A 21,059-nucleotide genomic window follows, 5' to 3' on the forward strand; every position below is an offset into this window, starting at 1 on the left:
TCATGCGCCATCGCGTCCTTGGGCTCGAGGCAGTGCTTGCCGATGGGTCCGTCTACTCTGATCTTACGCGGGTCGTGAAGAATTCCGCCGGCTACGATCTGAAGCATCTCTTCATCGGCGCCGAAGGAACGCTCGGTATCGTCACCCGCGTGGTCGTCAAGCTCGACCCGTTGCCGCGCGCCACCGCCACCGTGCTGTTCGGGCTGCCTTCGGTCGAGGCGGCTCTCCAGACCATTCGTATGGCTCTTGAATCAGATGTCGGGCATTTGCGCGCGGCCGAAGCAATGTGGAACTCATATTTCAGCCGGGCCGCCGCCGCCCATGAGTGGTCCGAACCCGGCGTTGCGCTCGACCAGCCGCTATACCTGCTGCTGTCGCTGGGCGGAGCGCGAGAGGACGCGCTGCGAGAGGATTTCGAGCGGATATTCTCAGAAACGATGGAGTGTTTTCCGGAGGCGACAGGCATCATTGCCGGCTCACGGCGACAAGAGAACGATCTCTGGCGGCTGCGTGAGGACAGCAGCGTGGTCTACCGCACCCATCCCGGCGCACCTTCCTTCGACGTGTCCGTCCCATTGTCGGAAATTCCAGCCTATCTCGAAAGGATCCTGGCCGGGCTTGCGGCGATCGAATCTGACCTGGCTCCGTACGTCTTCGGGCATCTTGCAGATGGGAACCTGCATATCGTGCTCAACCGCCGAGGTCCGCTTCCTCGCCAGATCGCGGATGCGGTCGAGGGCGTTCTTTACCACCGCATCCGGGAGATTGGCGGGTCATTTTCCGCCGAGCACGGGGTTGGGTCGAAGCGCATCCATTCCCTCCTGGCGACGGCTGACCCGACAAAGCTCGCCGTGATGGAGCGGGTGAAACGAGTGCTGGACGATCAGTCGATTATGAATCCCGACAAAGTTCTGCCTTGCGACGCCTGGTTTGTCAGGTCTGCTGAGCCGTTCGTTTCCAACGAAGCGCGTCGATTGCCACCTCAAAACGAGAACGATCTCACCCATGATTAGCCCCGCCGCCGAACGACTGGGAATGAACGGATCGACCGGAGCTGCCAATCGCCCCGCGGGCTCGACAGCGCGTCATGATGAGCAGGTGTCACACTATGCTGCAGGTTTCGCCACCTTGCGCCAGGGATTTCGCGCGGCGGCCCAGCGGGCGGGCGCGGAACTGTTTGAATACCTTCATCCGCTTAACGGCCCAGATGGCGAGGACCTGGCTACCGATGTTGCGCTGCTTGGACACCGCGACGCGACGAAACTGTTCGTGCTGATTTCCGGCACGCATGGTGTCGAGGGACCATTCGGTTCGACCTGCCAGACGGCCTGGCTGAACCAGAACAGCCCCTGGCGCTTGCCCGAGGACACCGCGATCCTTGCGATCCATCTCATCAATCCTTGGGGAACAGCGTGGTCGAGACGCGTCAACGAAGACAATGTCGACCTCAACCGCAACTTCATAGATTGGTCGGGACCCGCGCCGGTCAACAATGGCTATGCCGGTCTTCACGACGCCCTCACTTGCCGTGAATGGGAAGGGCCGGATCGCATAAGTGCTGACGAGAAACTCGCTGTGGCGAGGAAAAAACTCGGGCACGCCGGGCTGGCGGCGATCGTCGAGGCCGGTCAGTATGAATTCGCCGATGGGATGTTCTATGGCGGCGGTGGTCCTGTCTGGTCGAGCCGCACGTTGAACGAAATCCTGACGACCTTTGCGGGGGATGCGCGCCAGGCCATCGTCTTCGACCTGCATACGGGTGCCGGACCCTACGGTTATCCGGCTCTGCTTTCGGTCGCCAGCACCGAGCACCCCGGCCTTGCCTGGGGCAAATCCATCTTCGGCCCAGCGCTTGCGACAGTCTTGACAGGTCCAAGTGCCAAGACAGGCACCGGCATCGCCGCCACGGCGACCGGCTATGTCTCCGATGCCGTCCGAAAGGCGATACCGAACGCGCGCGTGCTGCCGCTTGTCGTTGAATGCGGCACGCTGGACGGACCTGCCGTCATGGAGGCGGTGCAAGCAGACAACTGGCTGCATCTTTTCGGCAAGATCGATTCGCCGCTGGGCAAGCGGATCCGTGAAACGCTGCGCGCCGCCTTCATCCCGGACGATCCGGATTGGCAGCGGACCTGCTTGTCCAGCAGCCTGCGCTACTTCGACCGCGCGTTGACCGATCTGCAGGCCGTCGAGATCGCGAAGGACAACAGCCGCCATCACGGACAAACGCCGCCAACTGCTCTCGCCGCGGTGACCGATTCGGTTCCAGCGGACGACGGCAAGATCACGACGCCTGCCGTGCAGATCGACGAGCTGCACAAGAGCTTCGGTTCCCTTCTAGTGTTGAAGGGCGTCAATCTCACCGCCCATGCCGGCGAAGTGATTTCAATGATCGGCTCGTCCGGCTCCGGCAAGAGCACGTTCCTGCGTTGCATCAATCTTCTGGAACAGCCCGATGGCGGCAAGGTCGCCATCGATGGCGAGGTCATCAAGATGAAGCCGTTGGCGAACGGCCGTCTTGGACCGGCCGATATGGCTCAGGTCGAGCGAATTCGTGCCCGCGTCGGCATGGTTTTCCAGAACTTCAATCTTTGGCCGCACATGACGGTGGTGGAGAACATTGTCGAGGCGCCCCGGCATGTGTTGAAGGAGCCTCGCGAAAAGGCCGTCGAACACGCGCACGCCTTGCTGAAGAAGGTCGGGCTTGCCGACAAGCACGCCCACTATCCCGGCCAGTTATCAGGCGGGCAGCAGCAGCGTGCCGCGATCGCCCGCACGCTTGCGATGCGTCCCAAAGTCATTCTCTTCGATGAACCGACATCGGCGCTCGATCCCGAGCTGGTCGGCGAGGTTCTGAGGGTGATCCGTCAACTGGCGGAGGAAGGCAACACCATGATCCTCGTGACGCACGAGATGCAGTTCGCGCGCGAGGTCTCCCACAAGGTTCTGTTTCTCCACCAGGGAAAGGTGGAGGAAGAGGGCGCACCCGCGGAGCTGTTCGGCAGCCCGCGCTCGGAGCGTCTGCGTCAATTCCTGGCACGGACACTGTGAGTAGAAGCCGCGTCCTCGAAGCGTTCGGTTCGCACCGGACAACAACAATGAAGACCAACAACAAGGGGAACTGACTATGAGACTGAAAATCTTGACGCTGCTCGCATTTCTTGTGGGTGGCATGGCAAGCGCCGTTGCCGCTGAAGGTGAACTGTCCATCGGCACGGAGGGTGCCTATCCTCCATGGAGCATGTCCGACGCCAACGGCAACGTCACCGGTTTTGACGCGGATGTTGGTGCCTTGCTCTGCACCAAGCTTGGTGTGAAGTGCCATTTCGTCGTGCAGGCTTTCGACGGACTCATCCCCGCGCTCAAAGCCAAGCGGTTCGATGTCATCATCTCGGGCATGTCGATCACCGCCGATCGAAAAAAGGAAATCAACTTCAGCGTCGGGTACGCCGAACTGGCTAACATGTTCATCGCAGCAAAGGGCTCAGATCTTGCGGGCGTTACCGACGTCGACACACTGCTGAAATCGCTCGATGGCAAGAAGGTCGGCGTGCAGGCCGGCACGACACACGCCCATTTTCTTGAGAAGCGTGCGCCGAATGCCGACCTGAAAACATACGATACGCTCGACCAAATGCAGATCGACCTTGCGAGTGGTCGTATCGACACTGCTTTTGCTGATCAATCCGCGCTGCAGGACTTCCTGGACAAACCGGATGGCAAAAACTTCCAACTGGTCGGCGTCAAGATCCAGAGCACGTTCGATCCCACGCTTGGCGAGGGAATAGGCGTTGGCATCGCGCAGGAGAACACCGAGCTCAAGGCCAATATCGACAAGGCACTTTGCGAGCTGATCGCTGACGGCTCGATCGGCAAGGCCAGCCAGAAATGGTTCAAATCGGACATTTCCCGGCCCTGCAAATAACAGCGTTCAAAAACGACACCGCGTGCGCCTGGCCAAGCCAGGCGCATGCGAAAGCCGGGCTTACCGCTCGTCTGATGGCGCCGGCCTCGGGGCTGACAATCTCGGCCAGCGCGGTTCACATCCAAATTTGTCTCTTTAGCGCGGCAGACTAGGGCAACTCAGATGGAATTCGGTCTCTGGCAGGTTTGGGAAGCTGGTTGGGTGACCGCCATCTTGCGAGGTGCTGCGATAACGATTGCCGTAGGCGTGGTCAGTATGGCGGCCGGGCTGATGATCGGCATCGTATGCGGTCTCATCAAGTGGGCCAGAATATTTCCCCTTTCAGTTCTAGTCGACGGTTACACATCGGTGGTGCGCGGCGTTCCTGAACTGCTCATTATTTACCTGCTGTTTTTCAGTTCGGTTGAATTCGTGACGAAGGTCGTCACCGCTTTCGGCTACGCAGGGGTAGCGGAGAGCGGCTACGCCTTCGTCATCGCAGTGATCGCCATCGGCGCTATCTCTGGCGCATATTCGACCGAGGTCGTGCGTGGGGCATTGGGAGCGATTCCCAACGGGCACATCGAGGCTGCGCGCGCTCTCGGGCTGCCAGGTAGCCGTATCTTTCGCCGAATTATCGCGCCGCAGATGCTGCGCATCGCAGTTCCCGGTATAAACAACGTCTGGCAGACCACCATCAAAGATACGGCCTTGGTCTCGGTGGTTGGCCTTCAGGAGTTGATGCGTATTTCATACGTAGGTGCAAACTCCACCCGCCATCCGTTCATCTTTTATCTGATCGCGGCCGTCGTCTACCTTGTCGTCGCGCTTGTAAGCCAAGCCGGGTTCGACGGGATCGAACGCGTGCTCAGGCTCCGGACAAGAAAGTAACACGATGGACCTCATCCAGCTCGCGGTTCCAGTTCTGCTCAAAGGCCTATGGGTTACGGCCGCGCTAACACTGATTTCGGTTCTGATAGGCTTCAATCTTGGTCTGGGATTGGCCCTGATGAGGTTATCTGCGAATCGCTTCCTGTCAGGCTTCGCCAAATATTACAGCAATATCTTTCGCGGAACGCCGCTGCTGGTGCAGATTTTCCTGTTCTACTATGGGCTTGGGGAAGTCTCCCTGATCAGGGATAATGCTCTCTTATGGTGGATCATCAGCGATGGTTCGCGCTGCGCTGTACTGGCACTTGCGCTCAACACCGCCGCATATACGTCCGAGATTCTGCGCGGAGGATTGATGTCCGTCCCGGTAGGTCTTGTCGAGGCGGCCCAGGCCTGCGGCATGTCGCGTATGCTGCGTTTCCGTCGCATCGAGTTCCCACTTGCGATCCGCCAAGCGCTGCCAGCTTATGGAAATGAGCTTATTCTTGTCGTCAAAGGCACAAGCTTGGCATCCACGATTACTGTGCTCGAAATCACTGGTTATGCGAAGCGGCTCATGAGTCAGACCTTCGCAATCTTCGAGATTTTCGCCATTGCCGGAATACTCTATCTGGTCATCAATCTGTTGTTGATTGCGATCATTCGCTTGTCAGAGCGTTTTCTCATGCGGCATGAGACGCAATCTCGCCAAGGATTGAGCGCACCGCGCCCGGAGGGTTCTGCGGCCGTTTTGTAACTTTTGGCGTTGGACACCGGCGGATCCGGCAGTTTCAAGCTAGGTTACCAACTTCAGTGGTTCTGCCGTTCTAACTTCCCTGTTGCCAGCGTCACGCGGGCGGGCTGCCTCGCACGGCTTGAGATCCCTATCACTGATGCCACGGTCCGCTGATGGCTCTGCATTCGCTCCTGCGATCCACGGGCATCGAGGTGGCTTGGGCGAAGGAGCGGCCGCCGGACTCACTACGCTGCGAGGAAGCCCTTCACCGCGGCGATCGTCGCCGCAGGCGCTCCATCAGCCAGTGGCCGGCGTTCCGCACGGTGACTTCCTGCACGTTCGTCGCTGCGTCGCGCATCTGCACCGCCACGTTGGCGCCGAAGACCTTCTCGGCGCCGATGCGGAGCACAGGCATCGTCAGCTTCGTCTCCATCGGCTTGAGGTTGTCGGCCACGTCCTTCTGGTCGATCGCAAGGAACTGGGCGAATGCGGAATGCATCGCGCCGGCCTGGCGTAGATCGCAGGGTAGTGACGGCGGGTCGCCTTGTAGGGCACGCGCGGCGTCCCGGCCGAGCCTGATCAGGCGCTCGCAGCCGGAGAGCTGGTGGCCGATACTGCGCGATCGGCCGCGACATCCTGCCCGCCGGCGCAGGTGAGGTGGCTGCCAGTGAGACGTTGGACACCCGCCAGATTCATCAAACCTATATCACCGCGACGACCCAGCCCGCCGCGTCGAGGCGACATCCGACCCGCGCCTGCCTTACCTCGATGCCGCCTTGTCTTGCATAGTCTATCCGCACCTCAATCGGTGCGGTGAGGGCGCCGCGACGATGCCGGCGCAGGGCACCAGCGCTGGCTGCGTGCACACGCACGGCGCCAAGGGGCTTCGCAGCCGCCATGATCGCCTGACGGCAGACGCGAACCACGGCAGGCGGAGTGCCAGGTACCTTTGACGGCACCGGAAGCCGTCGCATGGGATAGGCTGTGGTGCTCGACCCGAACGTGTCGCGACCACCTTTGGAAGGCCAGAGGCTGCGTGGTAGGGCGATTGCGTGTCGCACGCCCCTGGCCACGACTATAGCAGCCGCCTTCTTGCCGGCACCGACACTCGCTGGCCCTGTGGCGCCCCCCAACGCAGCGTCCGCTCGACCACTTACCGTGCCGGGCGGAGCTGCGCCAGCACCGGCTGATTGGTCTCCCGCAGCGGGCGCCGAAACGCCGCCGCTTACGCCGCCGAGGCTGGTGCCGGCTCCCACGTTGGCGCCAAGCGATCCCTCGCTCGTGCCGACCGACCCTCCAACGGTTGCTCCCCCGATTCCGTCGACGCTCGCGCCTACACCGACGGAGGCGCCGTTCGAGCCGGCGCCCAGACCGGCGCCGACCCCGACGCCACCGACGTTGCCGCCAAGGCTCGCCGATCCCCCGCTCGTGCCGACCGATCCTCCAACGGTTGCTCCCCCGATTCCGCCGACGCTCGCACCAACGCCAACGGAGGCGCCGCCCGAGCCAACGCCCAGGCCGGCGCCGACCCCGATACCACCGACTTTGCCTCCAAGGCCTGCATCAAGAGCCGAAGCAGGCCCGGTCGCAACTGCGATCGCCAATGCGGCAGCCAGAAACTTGCGCATCACCATATTCCTTGTGCTGGGCGCAATGGCGCCCTCGTCGGGAGCAACGCGGCGGGAAGACTAATCGTCGTCAGCCGAACAGGTGGCGGTGACTTGCGGACCACCACTTTGCGGATTTCACGCCGTTCGGGCTCGCGGGCCCGTTTCCCTGTGAGTGCACTGGTATGAGGGCCTGCGCGATCAGCGGCGGGTGCTTTGGGAGCGGGCTCGATGCGCTGATCGCGAGGCGCATCGCGAGCTTTCAGGATGTCGGTTTCGTTTTGCGCCGCAGCGAGGTCGCGGGCCAGGACAACGGCCCTTTCGCGCTGTTGCTCCAAGGCAGCAGAGAGCCGGGCGACTTCGTCTTTTGCCGCGTCGCGATCCTGGCGAGCGACATCGAGATCGCGCTCGAGAGCATCTGCTCTCCCGCGTTCCAATGCGAGGTCTTCGCTGGCTCGCTTTGCAGCGGCCTCGGCAACCTGGCGGCCCTGAATGCTGGCCACTTGTGCAGCCGCGGCCAGTTTTCCGCTTGCCTCCAGGACATCGAGAGATTGGTGCGCCGCGGCAAGATCGCGTTCGAAGCGCTCAACCTTCTGCCGCTCCTCGTCAAGCGCGCGCCTCGCTCCAGACAGGGATGCCTCCGCGGCCTGGTGCGCTCCGAGTGCTTCGGCCTTTTCGTGGATGGCGACAGCGGCTTTGGCCTGCAAGGTTTCGACTTCGCGCTGCACCGTCGCCAGATCCCGCGCGAGCCGTTCGGCTCTTTGCTTCTGCTCGTCAAGGGCTTGCCCTTGAAGAGCCGTCGCGTCTGCAATCGCACGCGCCCGCACGCCTGCGTCGGCTGTGACGCGCCGCATCGTATCAAGTTGTTCTCGCGCCGCTTCCAGCTCGCTGCGGAGAACTTGCTCCACCTTGTCTGCGGACTGACGATCTGCAGACGCCTGCTGGCGAGCCGCCTCAAGCTCCTTGCGAACGGCCGATAGTTCATCCGGTGACGCATCCGTCTTGGATCGTTCCCGTTCTAGCCCGGTCGCGGCAGCCGCCACCAATGTGCGAGAACCGTTCACGTCTGGTGGCGCCCCGAGCGGGTGTCCCTCGACCTTGGCGTCGCCCGAAGACGCTGCCGATTGCCTGCGTTGGACGATCGTGACGGGACGCACGTCGAAGCCACTTCTGGCCTGCAGGCGATCGGTGATCAGCTTTGCCAATTCACTCTCACGCAGACCCGCAGCCGGAACGTGCCCAACGACCGGAAGGTCCAGCGCCCCGGCTGTACCGATCGTAAAAGCACCGTTGAGCTCCACGCCCTCCGTAACACCGCCGCGCAAGGCATCCCACCCCGAGACCTTCAGCTCGACAGTGTCTTGGGGGACGAGCCTGTCGTCAGTCTCCGATTGACCCCTTGCTGGGGCACCAAATAACAGGATGAGGCAGAACGGGATGAGGCTTATCGTGGCGCCGCGCGACCTCTTGCGGGTGTCATGAAACGAGGCTGCCGTGGTTGAGAATTGCCGGTTACCGCCGTGGAATGCAGGGCTGTGGCAATCCGGCTTGGACCTGTGGACATGATCCATCGCTGGACCTCCATGACTCACTGACCACGCGCAGCACAAAGGCTCACGGACCACGCGCAGCACAAAGCTCACGGCGTGAGCCTAGCAAGATCGATCAGCAGTGATGAGTACCAAATAGAGCGTAGTTGCATCGCCCAATTGAGTAAGCGGACGCGTCCGTACCAGGTTCGACAGCCAAATGCTCTGCGATTCGACCTTCCATATCAGTTCTCGGGAAAGTCCATAATCGGATCCGGATTTGCCTGTCACATCGAGTCACAGGTCTCGGTGGGGCCGTTGTCCGGGCCGCAAAGACTTCGCTCATTGCGACGACAACGATCGGCTTTACTGCCAGTGGCGGCGAGGGCCGTTAAGCCTTGAGCAATCTATGCAGTCTATCTTGACTGGCAGATTGTCGAGGGGAACATGAAACGCAAGCCGCTTCTGCTTTTTGCCTTCCCGTTTCTCATTCTTGCGATCCTGGCAGCGGAGCGCATGGCGACCGTCTTGCTGGGAACCTATCCAGCCAGCCCCACCGCATGGTGGATATGGCTTGAACTGCGCCCTTGGTCGACGATGCTTTGGCAGCAGATCGATTTCAATCTGGGTGAATCGATGACTGTCGACGCCGCCGTCCTTGCTGCCGCAGCGATCGCCTGCTGGATGGCGTGCCACACCAGAAAGTCGGCTTTCTTCTTCCTCGCCAACCACGTCGCCTTGATTTTCGCCGGGCTGATGATCGCGGTCGGCGGCAACTCGGAAACGGCGAGCACGATCGCCGCGTTCACGTCGCCCAGCGGTCTTCCGTTCTCGCTGACGGTTGATTTCACCTTGAAGAGCAGCCTGGTGCTGCTTCTGGGCACCGCGGCGTGTGCATACTGCCACGTCGCCTTCCTCGCCGAAGCGCGGGCGCGGTCCGAAGCCCGGACCGTCCGCATCCTGGCCCTGCAGCGGGATATCTAAACCATTCCAGGCAGCATTCGCCGCCTGCGTCCCCGCCAAGTCTATGCCCTACAAGGTCTAATTGATCCTGCGGTAAGTGACCTTGCCGTCAGCCTGCTGGATGCGCTGGTAGTTGGAGCTTGGGGGAGGGGGCGCTGCCGGTGCGGCCCTTTTCCTGGGCGCACGCGGCGCTTCGATGACACCGGGTTCGCTCGCGCTTTCGCCTTCGAGAGCTTCGGGCGCTTCCGCCAGCGTGCTGGTGGTCATCTCCGGCGGCTCCACCGCACCCGGCGTGGCCTCGCCGCCGGCGATCGGCCTCGTCAGTGCCAGTTGGGCAACGTTGCTATTGATCTCGTTGAAGCTGCCTTGCAGTTGGCGGTCCAGTTTCTCGAACCGGCTCTGGAAGCCGTTGTTGACCGTGTCGAGCCGTGCTGAGATCCGTTGCTCGAACGCTCCGAGTTCCTCGAGCCGCGACTCGACGACGCGCAGGTCGGAGATCCCCCGGAAGAGATAGACGGCGGCCGTGGCATTGAGGACGGCAAACAGCGTCAGTCCGACGCCGACCGCGATGGCCAGCCGGGAGCGGCTGGTGGTCCGGTCGAGCAGTGGCGGTTCCAGCTGCTCGGCAATGATCGTCGGCATCTCCGGTTCGCTGATCGTCGTCATTGAACAACCACCTTTGCGCCGACCGCGACGCGCTTGAAAAGATCGATCACATCGGTGTTGGTAAGCCGAAAACATCCCGATGTCCCGTCAAAACCGACACCAGACGGATCGTTGGTGCCGTGTATCCGGTAGAGCGTGTCGCGACCGTCACGCAGCAAATAGAGCGCCCTTGCACCGAGAGGGTTGTAGGGGCCGGCGGGCACCATTTTCGGCAGCTCCGGCTGGCGGGCGCGCATTTCCCGCGGCGGGCGCCACTCCGGCCATTCGGTCTTGGCTCCCACCTTGACGACGCCCGTCCAGCCAAACCCGTCGCGTCCGACGCTGATCTGGTAGCGGAGCGCCTGCCCCTGGCGGGTCACCAGGTAAAGCGCCTTCTCGTTCTTGCGGATGATGATCGTTCCGGGCTGCTCGGTGGTTGCGAAGGCAACCGTCTTGCGCAGGCTGGGCCCCATCGCCGGCAGCGGCGGACGATCCGAAAGCGCCGATCGCGCGCCGGCGAAGTCCTGGAAGGACAGCGCCAGCGCCATGCCGAGCACGCAGGCGCCGGCCAGCCTCGTCGCGAACCGATGTCTATCGGGCAGCTTCATCGAGCCGCTCTTTGAACATCCGACTGAGATCCTTGTTGAAGCGCGCCCGCCCATCCACTTCGGAAGGCGTGATGGCCCTGTTCAGCGCGTCGGTCAGAAGGGCGTTGTCCAGTGCGACCGACTTGATATGCGGCGCCTTGAAGATCTTCTCGAGCTCGCTGCGCGAGAAATGGTTCCCGAACCATTTGCGCTTGTGCTTGTTGGCGACGAGCGTGATGCTGACCGCATTGCCGCGCAGCTCGCGGATCTTCCTGTAGAGCCGCTTGCCTTGCCGCAGCGAAGCGACATTGAGTTCGAAGACGATGAAGATCTCGTCGCTCGTCGACAGCACGGAATTGTGCCAGGGCGTTTCGAGATTGGGCAGGTCGATGACGATGTCGTCGAAGCGGTAGGCGACGAGGTCCAGAAGCCGGAAGACGAAATCGCTGCCGTGCGGCTCGAATGGCAGTTGCGGCCTCTCGAACGCGTAGAGGGTGAGGCCGGACGGGCGCGACAGCTTGATGACATCCATCAGCTCGACATCGAGCCGTTCCGGCTGGCCGATGATGCCGGCAAGGTCGAACTGGTTGAACAGGTTGAGGTAGGCGCCGCAATTGGCGCTCTGGAAATCGAGATCGACCAGGCAGGTGGACGCCGCGCGCTCCGTCGATTTCGAGGCCAGGAATTCGGCCGCCGACAGCGCGAGCGTCGTGGCGCCGGCGCCACCGCTGGCGCCGATGAAGGTGATGATCCGGCTTTTCGTTCCCTGGTTGCCGGTGTCGTGGAAGGTCACCGCGTTGAGCAGCTCCTTGCCGTCGAGCGGCTTGTGCAGCCAGTCCGAGGCGTTCATGCGCACCAGCACGCGCGTCTGTTCCGAGGTCAGCTCTCCGGAAACGGCGATCAGCGGCACGGTCGCCCACAGGGCGCGCGCCTCGACGATGCCGGGCCTGCCGAGCAACTCGCCATTGCCGAGATCGAGGATGACGATCCCCGGGCGCGATTCCGCGGGCGGACCCTTGAGAAAGTCGCCCGTCTCCGAAATCCGGACATCGTAGATCGCCAGCGCATCGAGCCGTGTCGCCACGTCGCGCTTGAAGTTCGGATCCGACGAAAATAACGCCACTTGCTTTCGCTTGGTCGGCGTAACCTTGGTGTTGATGGCGTTCATGTTGGCGCTGCGCTCTTCAGATCTTCGCCCGTGACCGTGCTCAGCATGGAGGGCATGGAGATGTCATTAAAACCCATAAGTCCTTTCAGAAAGAAGAACTGGAAGGTCAGGTTCTGCAGGTTGACGGTGATCGTCGGCACCGGTCCGCCCAGACGGGTCTGGTAGCCGAGGCCGGTGGCCGAGTAGGTGACGACGACGTTGTCGCGGTGCAGTCCCGCGAAGAAGTGACACATGCCGGGCCGCTGGTTGGCAGCCAGCGCCGGACAGACGTCATTGGCGGTGTTTGCGGTGTCGCCGCGGAAGATACGGCTGAAGGCGACAGCATCGAATGTGCCGCCATTGCTGCATGCACCGGTGGCTCCGGTGTACTTGCAGACAAACGGACCGTAGGCGCCAGCCGCGATGGGGGCACCCGGTGTTGCGATGGGGGCGGAGGCCGTCAGGTTGCTGACAACCGGATCGGAGATCGACGCCAAGCGGGCGCCGATCTGCACGGCCTTGGTCGCCTCATTCCATTGATAGAACGCGTAACCGAAATCGACGAAGCCGAGGACAAGCGCAAACAGCAGCGACGAGACGATGGTCATTTCCACCATCGCCGCGCCGTCTTCCGATTTTGCAAAACGCTGGATCATGGTCAGAACCGGATCAACCGCTCGTCGTGGGAGCCATGAAGCGTGAGTGGCCCGATGCCGATGATCGACAGCATTCCGACCCCGGTGTATGCGTAGGTGCCGGCCGCGCGGACGGCGCAGACTTGTGCCGTGGTGGAGCGATATTCGGTAACGCCAGTCGACGACACGGCGTCCTGGCAGGAGTTGTTCAAGGTCACCGTGACATCCGACGTCGTCCAGCCGCTGACGCGCGGGCTGTCCGCCAGTGTCACCGTCGGCTTGCCGTACACCGCAATATTTTTGGCGACGGCCGCACAGTCGATCGTCAGCCCCGCGTCTGTATACAACTTGGTGTTGCAGCGCGCGGCATAGCGCGCGCCGTCCGTAAGCCCTGCCTCCATCAGCAGTTTGTCATGGATCAGATTGCCGAACTCGAACACCCCGGCCGACAGGAACAGCATCAGCGGCGTGATCAGGGTCATCTCGACAATCACCGCGCCGCGTTGGTCGTGGCGAAATCGACTGAGATATCGGGACAGCATCTTGAACATCGCGGTCACCGGTAGAGCTGCGGTTCGTCGCGCAGGAAGTTGTCGAGCGTGCCACTGCCGCCCTTGCCTGTGATGTCGACGAGTTCCACCATGATGTCTTTGCCGTCGATGATGGGCTCCGTGATGAAGAAACTGGCAAATCTCCTGGCCGGAACATTTACGCGGCCATTGAAACTCAGGCCCCCAGCCTGAATCGCATTGCAGTCCAGGACTGCACCGTAAAGCAACCGGCGATCCGGGTTTGCGATCGGCGTGAGGGCTCCACTCGGCGGCGTGCCTTGTTCGCCGCCGACGGAGGCGTCCGAAACCATGTTGTTGTCGATCTCATAGCGATAGACCTCATACCGCGTCGGGAGATCGGCGCCGGTGCCGGATAGAGCCGAGGGCACGGAACGTAGCGGATGATTGGCAGCCCAGTAGCGCGCGAAGTTCCAGTCGCCGGCGCCCATGCGACCGCCCATCATGGTGCATGTGCCTGATATCTGGCACGAGTCGCGTTCAAGCCCGATGCCTTTGGTCGGATCTGTTTGGTAGTTGACCTTGTTGTCCTTGACAAATTGATCCCAGTTTATGGCACCCTTGCGCACATTGACCGCAGGTCCGTCCGAAAACGATGACGAATCGATGCCGAAGCGCGAGTTGATGCCATCTTTCACCGGACCGGAATTCTGTCCGGGCTCAGTGTCGACACCGTCGCGCGAATAGCAATTCTGCGGCTTGGAGTCAGCGAGCATCTTTTCAAGCTGCTGTGCGCCATTGCCAAACGGCGAAGCCAGGAAAGCGAAGTTGCCGGGAGCGTAAGCCCCGTCTCCGCGCAGCTTGATCTGGCGGCGACGGTATTGCCTGGTTTGCGCCGCCTGTTCCAGTGTGACGCCCCCTGTGAGGGCTGTATTTTCATACGGGTTGCACATGAAAACGGGCGTGTAATCGCAAACGCCCGACGTGAAACCGGCGACCGACGCGGCGGCAACGTTGAAGGCGTTGCTTGCCGAGTTGCCCGTCAGAAATGAAGCGGGGAAAATCGCGGCGAAACCAGTCGGTGTCACCTTCACTTCAATGAATCGGGTCTCGTCTTCGCCAACCGTTTGAATTGCATCGGCATAGTTTGCGCTGGTGATCGGCTGGTTATCACTCGGAAGCGTCTTGAGGAAACACCACGAAATGTTGCCGGCGCTGTTGCATCGTGCGGTGCCGACTGGTGGCCCGGAAGCCAAATTGAACCGGCCAGTAAGGCCAACGGTCGAGAAGGTGGCCTCGTTGATAACCAGGTTTGCCATGGCGCGCTCGGCTCTAACCCATGAGCCGGGCAAGCCGTCAAGTTCCGCCGCCCCAGCCAACGCAAAGGCATCCGCCGCCTTCTGTAAATCGTTGTGTAGGTTGTTGACCCGGCTCATGTCGATCGCCAGCAGCGAAAAACCGATGATCGCCGGCAGCGTGACGCTGACGAGGATCAGCGCTATTCCCCTCTGATCGTGCCAGAACGCGCGAATGGTCCGCAGCATGGCCTTACTCTTTGCTCCCCTGACGCCAGGGTCCCTCGTATGGCCTGGCGCACTAAAACCGCATCCTTCTGTTCAGTTCACGGCGTCTCACTTCACTGGTTCGTCGTCACACCCGCCCCGCCGACATTGACCGTGATCGCTGGCGGCGGCGGCGGCGGCGGCGGAAATTTGTAGAGGTTTGCAACAGCGGCGGCGCGTGTGCCGTCGCCTTCGATCCTGGTGTTTTTGGAGGCCGGATTGAACGGGTCGACCGTCTGCAGCAGCGAATTATATCTCTGCGTGTCGCCGGCGGCCAAAGTGACCGTATCGTAGTTGTTCAGATAGTCCGCGGCGCAGCCTGTCAGCAGACCGGTGCCCAGCACGAGGATCAAGGCGCTATTTCTTGACATAGAGCATCTTGTCCTTCGATTTGAAGTCGAGCATGTGGCCATAGGGGCCCGTCACGCCGTCACCCGTTTCATATTTTCGGATCATGTCCTTGTTCACCTCGAGCTGGCCCAGCACGAAGAACTCCGGGTCGTTGGCCGGCCGCGTCTTGTCGAATGGCGTCGCCAGCTGCTCGCCGGGTTTCACCGGCCGCACGAGGTGCGGCGTGACGATGACCACCAGTTCGGTTTCTTCCTTCTGGTTGCTCGAATTGCGAAACAGCGTCCCGATAACCGGCACCTGGCCGAGCCACGGCACCTGGTTCTGGAGCTTGGTGGTCTTGCTCGACAGAAGCCCGCCGACGGCAAAGCTCTGGCCGTCGCGCAACTCGACGACGGTTTCCAGCTTGCGGTTGGTGAAGATCGGATCGCCGGCGGTGGTGAAGCCGGTCAGGTCGCTGACCTCCGGCGCCAGCCTCATGTGGATCTTGCCGTCGTCGAGTACGACCGGCGTGAACCGCAGATTGACGCCGAATTGCTTGTAGACGATGTTGATCTGGCCGTCCTTGTCGAGGGAGCGGATAGGGACTTCGCCGCCGGCATTGAAGCTGGCTTCCTCGCCGGAAAGCGTGGTGAGGTTGGGGTTGGCGAGCGTGCGCACCACGCCCTTGGCCTCGAGCGCTTCAATGTACAAGTCGACTTTGATGTTGCTGTCGATCACGCGCGTGAGCAGTGCCCCGAAGGGAGTGGAGTTGGACAGCAGGTTGCTGAGCAGAGCGCCCGGTCCGAGCACCACCTTGTCTTCGTCCACGGCGGCAATGCCCGTTCCGACTTTAGTCGTGCCACTGCCGTTCGTGCTTCTGATCGACACGCCGAGATCGCGGCCCGCATTGCGCTTGGCCTCAAGCACGCGCACTTCCAGATTGACCTGCTGGCTGTCGTCGACGATGACGGAATTGATGATGGCGTCGGGACCATATTGCTGAGCAACCGCCATGATCGCCGCCAGCGTGGCGCCGTCCTTGACATGACCGCCGAGCCTGACCCTGCCGTTGACCGAGCCGACTTCGATGCGCGACGTTGGCGCGACCTGGCGGATCGCCTGCGCCATGTCGCTGACGTCGACGCCGACCTCGATCTGGATGACGCCGAGCGAACGCTTGTCCGTGGAAAACAGATTGACCGTGGTGGTGCCGGCGCCCTTGCCGATGACATAGAGCGTGCGGTCGGTCATCGGCTGGGCATCGGCGATTTTCTCGTCGCCGACGACGATGTCGCCCAGATTGGCATTCACCTGGATCGTTACCGATTGCGACATCGGCAGGAAGACCTTATGGACGCTGGGGTTCGACACGTCGATGAAACGGTCTGCGGCATCGGCCGCCAGGCTCGAAAGCGCGAGCGCTGCCAGACACGACAAGGCGGCCGCCGCCATCCTTAACCAAGACCCCTGCATCCCCAACTCCCCACTCGCTGCCGGTGGCAGCCCCACTTTATTCGCCGGTGGCAGCCACTTTACTCACTGCACCTTATCATGGTTGTCGTGGTACGTCATATGTCTCAAGCTTCACGCCCCGGAAAACGCCCACGCTAGCACGCGACGGCGGCTCGGGTGTGACATATTTGACTACTTCCTTAACAACTTCCCGCACTTCCGGGGTCGTTGCCACGGCCGGAGCCGGCTTGATCTTGCTCAGATCGTCGAGCTTGTTTCCGACTCGGTCGACTGCCTGTGCCAATCCTGCAATCTTGTCGTCGGCACGCTTGCGCGCGTCCTCCGCAAGCTGGCGATCGGCTGCGGCGGCAGCGTCGGCTGCAGCCTGTTTGGCGAGGTCGGCTTGCCTTTTGGCGACGTCAGCCGGCATCTCCCCGGTCAGATCGGATAGAGTCACGCGCTCGGTCGTCTCGCCTTTGCTGGCAGCTGCCTGGCGAAGCGCCAGGGACAACTGGCCGGCGCCGGCGGCCAAGGTGAGCTTCTGCGCGTCCTTGGTGCTGACCTCGAGCGTCACCGATTTGACGACTGTTGGGCTGTCCTTGCTTTCATCCGCAACCTGGTCGACGGCGAGCACCTTCATGCTCTGCAGCAGCACGTCGACAAAACTCTGGTCCGGGCCGTCATTGGCGTGCACCGTGCGCGTCAGCAACACATCGACCCGGTCGCCTGGGTAGACAAAGCCTGCAACGCCAAGCACGTCGTTGACGCGGATGGAAACTGCCTTCATGCCTTCGCCGAGCACTGCCGAAAGCGTGGCGCGCTGGCCGGGGCCGGTGATCTTGCTGGCGAGGACGGGCTCGTTGACGCCGATCGCCTGCAGCGCCTGCTTGTTGCCTCCGCCGGCCGGAAGGTCTTTGGTGAGAAGTTCTTGTGTGGTCTTGAAAGCGCCGGCCGGAACCGCACCCGACGGCCACTCGACTTCGCGCAATTTGTCGGCGGTCAGAATGTCACCGAACTTCAGTGCCTCCGCAGCCACGACGACTGTATCGTGGGGGACATTACCTGTTTGCGCCATCGCGCTGCGTTGATTTGCCAGCCAGAAGTTGGCGAGCACGACCGCAAGAACGCCGAACACGCCGGCGAGAACAATCATGATAACTGTATTTGCGCGCATGGCCCTAGCCCCTTAGATTCCCCAGGCAAACACTCGTCGCCCCTTGTAGAGCTTTGGGCCCGGTACAAAGCCCGGGCCCAAATTGTCGTTAGCCCAGATTGAGAGCGGTGGTGAGCTTGCCCCAAGAATTGGTCACATAGCCACCGACCAGAACAATCGCCGCAATTGCCGCGGCGCTGATCAGACCGATCAGGATCGAGTATTCGACCATGGCAGCGCCGTTTTCGTCGTCGCGGAACTGCCGGGTCATCGTCATGAGCTTCTTCATGTCAATTTCTCCCTTTGGAGGTTTGAACCCGACGAGACAGAGCTAGGAATGAACCCCATACCCAAGCATCCCCCGTCATCTCAATCCTAGGTCCCACGAAAAAGCGAAGTCAAATGGGATTAAGGGTTCGTTAACGTTTGAATACCTGATCTATCGCGCTATAAGCCGATTTAGATTTAAGCAAGAGCTTGATTCGACTAATTTTTCAAGCGCTCTTAACCATTCGTTCACAATTCGATCCCAGTTGGGGGTACGCCGCTCATACATTAGGTGTATCGCATATTCCTTTATATCTAAGGGGTTACGCCTTGTTCACGGCACCGCACCATCTGTTGCGGTTTGTAAGGTTCCGTGAGATCGGGTGGGAGAGCGCTTCAGGCAAAATAAAAACGATATTTTCCGGAGAACAGCCTTAACTATGTTGTAAGTACTGGCTCGGAGTCCGCCGCCAGGCGCTTGCCCCCTCCCGTGGTTAATGGTTAGTTTATGCATCGCAAACTTAGCGATGGCTACGCATAGTCGGCAGCCGGGTGGGCCAACAGGGCAATGGGTGGGGAGCAGGTGGTGATGCACGGATCGCATCCTGGATGCGAAATGCCTGCCGATTTGCCGCGCGCCAGATCCGCGCAATGGTGGGGATCCAATCCGGCGACAGATTTGCGAAATCGGCGACTCGTCATTTTCAGTGGCGTGGCGCTCCTTGCACTCATGGCCGCAACTTTGTTCTGGCTGCCATTCTCAACAGTAGACTCGAATGGGAACCTCGGCGACGCGGCGATCCTTTTGCCCAGCGTCTTCCTTTTGGCCTTACTTGAAGCGATACGGTGGCGGCTTCGCAAAGCACCGTTTCGGCATCGTGAGGTTTGGAGAGATTTCGCACGCCGCATTCAAGTGCTTGTCGTCGCCCTGAGTTCCATCCTTTTCTTTTCGACGTGGCTTTTGTTGTTCTCTTATATGGCGACCGCAACGACCCAGCCCTTGATGGACATGTATTTGGCATCCGGCGACGCCGCCCTTGGGTTCAATTGGACAGCTTACGTTGGATGGCTCGACAGCCATTACTTGATTGCATCCATACTTTCGAAGGCCTATTTCAGCCTGAGTTTTCAGCTCCCGTTACTGCCGGCCATGTTGGCCTTGATCGCCCGCCCGGACCGGGTGGCGGAAATGATTGCCCAATTCGAGCTGGCCGGTTGTCTGACTTGCCTGATCATGTTGGTGGTGCCGGCAGCTGGGGCTTTTGATTTCTACCATCCTTCACCTGATCTTTTGAGCTCGTTTGGTGCTGGTGCCTCGACCCGTCACCTGGAGCAATTGCATGCGCTGAGAACGCTGAAACCGTTCCTGATCGAACATCCGGAGGGTCTTGTGACCTTCCCGTCCTTCCACGCCGCGTTGGCCGTGATATTCGCCTACTCGGTGCGGGGCATCCGCTTCGTTGCAGTGCCGGTGTATCTGCTCAACGCGCTGCTCATATTGGCCACGCCAGCCGAAGGCAGCCACTATCTGGTCGACGTTCTCGCCGGGGTCTTGGTCGCCGTTGCGGCAATTCAAACGGTCCGCTGGATTGGCGGCACCCGTGCAATCAACAGATAATTTCAGGACAAGGGACGGGGCCACTAGATGCCAGGCCGTTTGTTCAAGGGGCCAGCCGAGCCCTCTGGCGCAACCTGCGCCGCCGCACGTTGTGACGCCATTGCCAGCAATCCTCGTGCGCGAGGTTAAACCGATCAATCAGATGTCGATGGGAATCCGGCGCTTGAAACAGCGTCGAAGGACAAGAGATCCGGCCGATGATGTATGAGTTCGTTCGTGGCCACGACGCGTGCCGCTGAATGCTCGCGAAACTCGACCAATTGACCAGCGGCACCGCCAACGGAGATGCTGGGCCCCGGGGCCGATCGAGCCGGGGCCAAGCCCAAATTGCCGTTAGCCCAGATTGAGCGCGTTGGTCAGTGTGTTCCAGGACGTGGACACATAACCACCGACCAGAACAATCGCCGCAATTGCCGCGGCGCTGATCAGACCGATCAGGATCGAGTATTCGACCATGGCAGCGCCGGTTTCGTCGTCGCGGAACTGCCGGGTCATCGTCATGAGCTTCTTCATGTCAATTTCTCCCTCTTGGAGGTTTAACCCGACGAGACAGAGCTAGGAATGAACCCCATACCCAAGCATCCCCCGTCATCTCAATCCTAGGTCCCACGAAAAAGCGAAGTCAAATGGGATTAAGGGTTCGTTAACGTTTGAATACCTGATCTATCGCATCACAAGTCGATTCTAAGTTTAGCAAGACCTTGATTCGGCTAATTTTTTGAGCGTTTTTAACCATTCGTTCACAATTCCGTCGCAGCCGCTCATACATTAGGTGTACCGCATATTCCTTTATATCTAAGAGGTTACGCCTTGCTCATGGGCGCTGTACCGCCTGTTACGGTCTGTAATGTTCCGTGAGGTGGGGTGGAAGGTCGCTTCGCGCAAAATAAAACGATATTTCGGCGGAGCCTGCTTAACTATGTTGAAAGTATTGAGGGGGCGGTTAGCGAGACCGCTTGAGGATGGCGTATGCGATGTAACCCAGATGCGCCTGGTCGGCGGCGCCCGCACCTCGAGTTCAAAGTAGTCTCAGGGCACGGGAATTCGGGAATGCTAGACCGTTTCATCAAGGGGCCAGCCGAGCCGCTGACGTAACCTGCGCCGCTGCCAGCAATTGGCAATGAAATCCCGGCCTTGAACGCGGATTTCCAGCGACATCTGATTGATCGGTTGTTAACCTCGCCGCGCTTGAACAGCGTCGAAGAACGAGATCTTGAAAGATCTGCCCGATCGTGCGTGAGTTCGTTCGTGGCCGCAACGCGTGCCGCTGAATGCTCGCGAACTCGACCAATTGACCGCCGGCAACCGCCGACGAGATGCTGGGCCCCGGGCCGAGCCGGGACCAAGCCTGAGCCCAAATTGCCGTTAGCCCAGATTGAGCACGTTGGTCAGCACGGCCCAAGAATTGGTCACATAGCCACCGACCAGAACAATCGCCGCAATTGCCGCGGCGCTGATCAGACCGATCAGGATCGAGTATTCGACCATGGCAGCGCCGTTTTCGTCGTCGCGGAACTGCCGGGTCATCGTCATGAGCTTCTTCAT

General features: G+C 60.8%; 22 protein-coding genes. 7 read left to right on the plus strand and 15 right to left on the minus strand.

All coding sequences use genetic code 11. The annotated features are described in order from the left end of the window. Positions 1-2 precede the first annotated feature (2 nt). The 5 genes from AC1D10_RS09075 to AC1D10_RS09095 all read left to right on the plus strand — a co-directional run bounded on the left by AC1D10_RS09075 (position 3) and on the right by AC1D10_RS09095 (position 5,531). Complete coding sequence (locus AC1D10_RS09075; protein WP_477270969.1) at positions 3-1,013, plus strand: FAD-binding oxidoreductase; 1,011 nt, start codon at positions 3-5, stop codon at positions 1,011-1,013. 22 nt (positions 1,014-1,035) lie between these two features. Further along, complete coding sequence (locus tag AC1D10_RS09080) at positions 1,036-3,051, plus strand: DUF2817 domain-containing protein (RefSeq protein ID WP_477270971.1); 2,016 nt, start codon at positions 1,036-1,038, stop codon at positions 3,049-3,051. Positions 3,052-3,127: 76 nt separating this feature from the next. Beyond that, a complete protein-coding gene (locus tag AC1D10_RS09085; RefSeq protein ID WP_379098308.1) occupies positions 3,128-3,925 on the plus strand; it encodes a transporter substrate-binding domain-containing protein in 798 nt (265 codons plus the stop codon). Positions 3,926-4,087: 162 nt separating this feature from the next. Then, positions 4,088-4,795 carry an ABC transporter permease gene (locus AC1D10_RS09090; RefSeq protein ID WP_477270748.1) on the plus strand — a complete coding sequence of 236 codons (708 nt, stop codon included), beginning with the start codon at positions 4,088-4,090 and terminating at the stop codon, positions 4,793-4,795. A gap of 4 nt (positions 4,796-4,799) precedes the next feature. Further along, positions 4,800-5,531, plus strand: coding sequence for an ABC transporter permease (locus AC1D10_RS09095; RefSeq protein ID WP_477270750.1), 732 nt, complete (start codon positions 4,800-4,802; stop codon positions 5,529-5,531). Between the two features lie 244 nt (positions 5,532-5,775). On the opposite strand, the gene AC1D10_RS09100 is transcribed toward AC1D10_RS09095, so the two are convergent. The 3 genes from AC1D10_RS09100 to AC1D10_RS09110 form a co-directional block, all read right to left on the minus strand. Then, entirely contained in the window at positions 5,776-6,009 is a 234-nt protein-coding gene (locus AC1D10_RS09100; protein WP_477270752.1) for an alpha/beta fold hydrolase, read from the minus strand. A gap of 202 nt (positions 6,010-6,211) precedes the next feature. Beyond that, positions 6,212-7,138: a hypothetical protein gene (locus AC1D10_RS09105; protein ID WP_477270754.1), complete on the minus strand. Its 927-nt coding sequence runs from the start codon at positions 7,136-7,138 to the stop codon at positions 6,212-6,214. Further along, positions 7,138-8,688: a polysaccharide biosynthesis/export family protein gene (locus AC1D10_RS09110; protein WP_477270756.1), complete on the minus strand. Its 1,551-nt coding sequence runs from the start codon at positions 8,686-8,688 to the stop codon at positions 7,138-7,140. Before AC1D10_RS09110 ends, AC1D10_RS09105 begins: the two co-directional genes overlap by 1 nt. A 405-nt stretch (positions 8,689-9,093) precedes the next feature. Between AC1D10_RS09110 and AC1D10_RS09115 the strand changes: the two genes are divergently transcribed. Next, positions 9,094-9,630 carry a hypothetical protein gene (locus tag AC1D10_RS09115; RefSeq protein ID WP_477270758.1) on the plus strand — a complete coding sequence of 179 codons (537 nt, stop codon included), beginning with the start codon at positions 9,094-9,096 and terminating at the stop codon, positions 9,628-9,630. Positions 9,631-9,687: 57 nt separating this feature from the next. Here AC1D10_RS09115 and AC1D10_RS09120 read toward each other — a convergent pair whose 3' ends face one another. The 10 genes from AC1D10_RS09120 to AC1D10_RS09165 all read right to left on the minus strand — a co-directional run bounded on the left by AC1D10_RS09120 (position 9,688) and on the right by AC1D10_RS09165 (position 17,918). Then, a complete protein-coding gene (locus AC1D10_RS09120; protein WP_477270760.1) occupies positions 9,688-10,275 on the minus strand; it encodes a hypothetical protein in 588 nt (195 codons plus the stop codon). Continuing rightward, positions 10,272-10,862: a L,D-transpeptidase gene (locus AC1D10_RS09125; protein ID WP_477270762.1), complete on the minus strand. Its 591-nt coding sequence runs from the start codon at positions 10,860-10,862 to the stop codon at positions 10,272-10,274. The genes AC1D10_RS09120 and AC1D10_RS09125 overlap by 4 nt, the downstream gene beginning before the upstream one ends. After that, the gene (locus tag AC1D10_RS09130) at positions 10,846-12,009 is read right to left on the minus strand and encodes a CpaE/TadZ family protein (RefSeq protein WP_477270764.1); all 1,164 of its coding nucleotides are present in this window, start codon (positions 12,007-12,009) and stop codon (positions 10,846-10,848) included. The genes AC1D10_RS09125 and AC1D10_RS09130 overlap by 17 nt, the downstream gene beginning before the upstream one ends. After that, positions 12,006-12,644 carry a TadE/TadG family type IV pilus assembly protein gene (locus AC1D10_RS09135; RefSeq protein WP_477270766.1) on the minus strand — a complete coding sequence of 213 codons (639 nt, stop codon included), beginning with the start codon at positions 12,642-12,644 and terminating at the stop codon, positions 12,006-12,008. The genes AC1D10_RS09130 and AC1D10_RS09135 overlap by 4 nt, the downstream gene beginning before the upstream one ends. A gap of 2 nt (positions 12,645-12,646) precedes the next feature. Beyond that, positions 12,647-13,174: a TadE/TadG family type IV pilus assembly protein gene (locus AC1D10_RS09140; protein ID WP_477270768.1), complete on the minus strand. Its 528-nt coding sequence runs from the start codon at positions 13,172-13,174 to the stop codon at positions 12,647-12,649. Between the two features lie 5 nt (positions 13,175-13,179). Then, positions 13,180-14,676 (minus strand): TadE/TadG family type IV pilus assembly protein, encoded by a 1,497-nt coding sequence (locus AC1D10_RS09145; protein ID WP_477270770.1) that lies wholly within the window; start codon positions 14,674-14,676, stop codon positions 13,180-13,182. Positions 14,677-14,768: 92 nt separating this feature from the next. Continuing rightward, positions 14,769-15,065, minus strand: coding sequence for a hypothetical protein (locus AC1D10_RS09150; RefSeq protein ID WP_379098354.1), 297 nt, complete (start codon positions 15,063-15,065; stop codon positions 14,769-14,771). Continuing rightward, complete coding sequence (locus AC1D10_RS09155; RefSeq protein WP_477270772.1) at positions 15,052-16,497, minus strand: type II and III secretion system protein family protein; 1,446 nt, start codon at positions 16,495-16,497, stop codon at positions 15,052-15,054. Before AC1D10_RS09155 ends, AC1D10_RS09150 begins: the two co-directional genes overlap by 14 nt. Before the next feature lie 76 nt (positions 16,498-16,573). Continuing rightward, positions 16,574-17,650 (minus strand): Flp pilus assembly protein CpaB, encoded by a 1,077-nt coding sequence (cpaB, locus tag AC1D10_RS09160; RefSeq protein ID WP_477270774.1) that lies wholly within the window; start codon positions 17,648-17,650, stop codon positions 16,574-16,576. An 88-nt stretch (positions 17,651-17,738) separates the two neighbouring features. Continuing rightward, positions 17,739-17,918: a Flp family type IVb pilin gene (locus AC1D10_RS09165; RefSeq protein ID WP_379098363.1), complete on the minus strand. Its 180-nt coding sequence runs from the start codon at positions 17,916-17,918 to the stop codon at positions 17,739-17,741. A gap of 594 nt (positions 17,919-18,512) precedes the next feature. On the opposite strand from AC1D10_RS09165, the gene AC1D10_RS09170 reads away from it, so the two are divergent. Next, entirely contained in the window at positions 18,513-19,514 is a 1,002-nt protein-coding gene (locus AC1D10_RS09170; RefSeq protein ID WP_477270777.1) for a phosphatase PAP2 family protein, read from the plus strand. 333 nt (positions 19,515-19,847) lie between these two features. Here the strand turns inward: AC1D10_RS09170 and AC1D10_RS09175 are convergent, their stop codons facing one another. After that, the gene (locus AC1D10_RS09175) at positions 19,848-20,027 is read right to left on the minus strand and encodes a Flp family type IVb pilin (RefSeq protein WP_379098369.1); all 180 of its coding nucleotides are present in this window, start codon (positions 20,025-20,027) and stop codon (positions 19,848-19,850) included. A gap of 852 nt (positions 20,028-20,879) precedes the next feature. Further along, a complete protein-coding gene (locus AC1D10_RS09180) occupies positions 20,880-21,059 on the minus strand; it encodes a Flp family type IVb pilin (protein WP_477270779.1) in 180 nt (59 codons plus the stop codon).

This window comes from Mesorhizobium sp. P2_A8 (assembly GCF_056404935.1).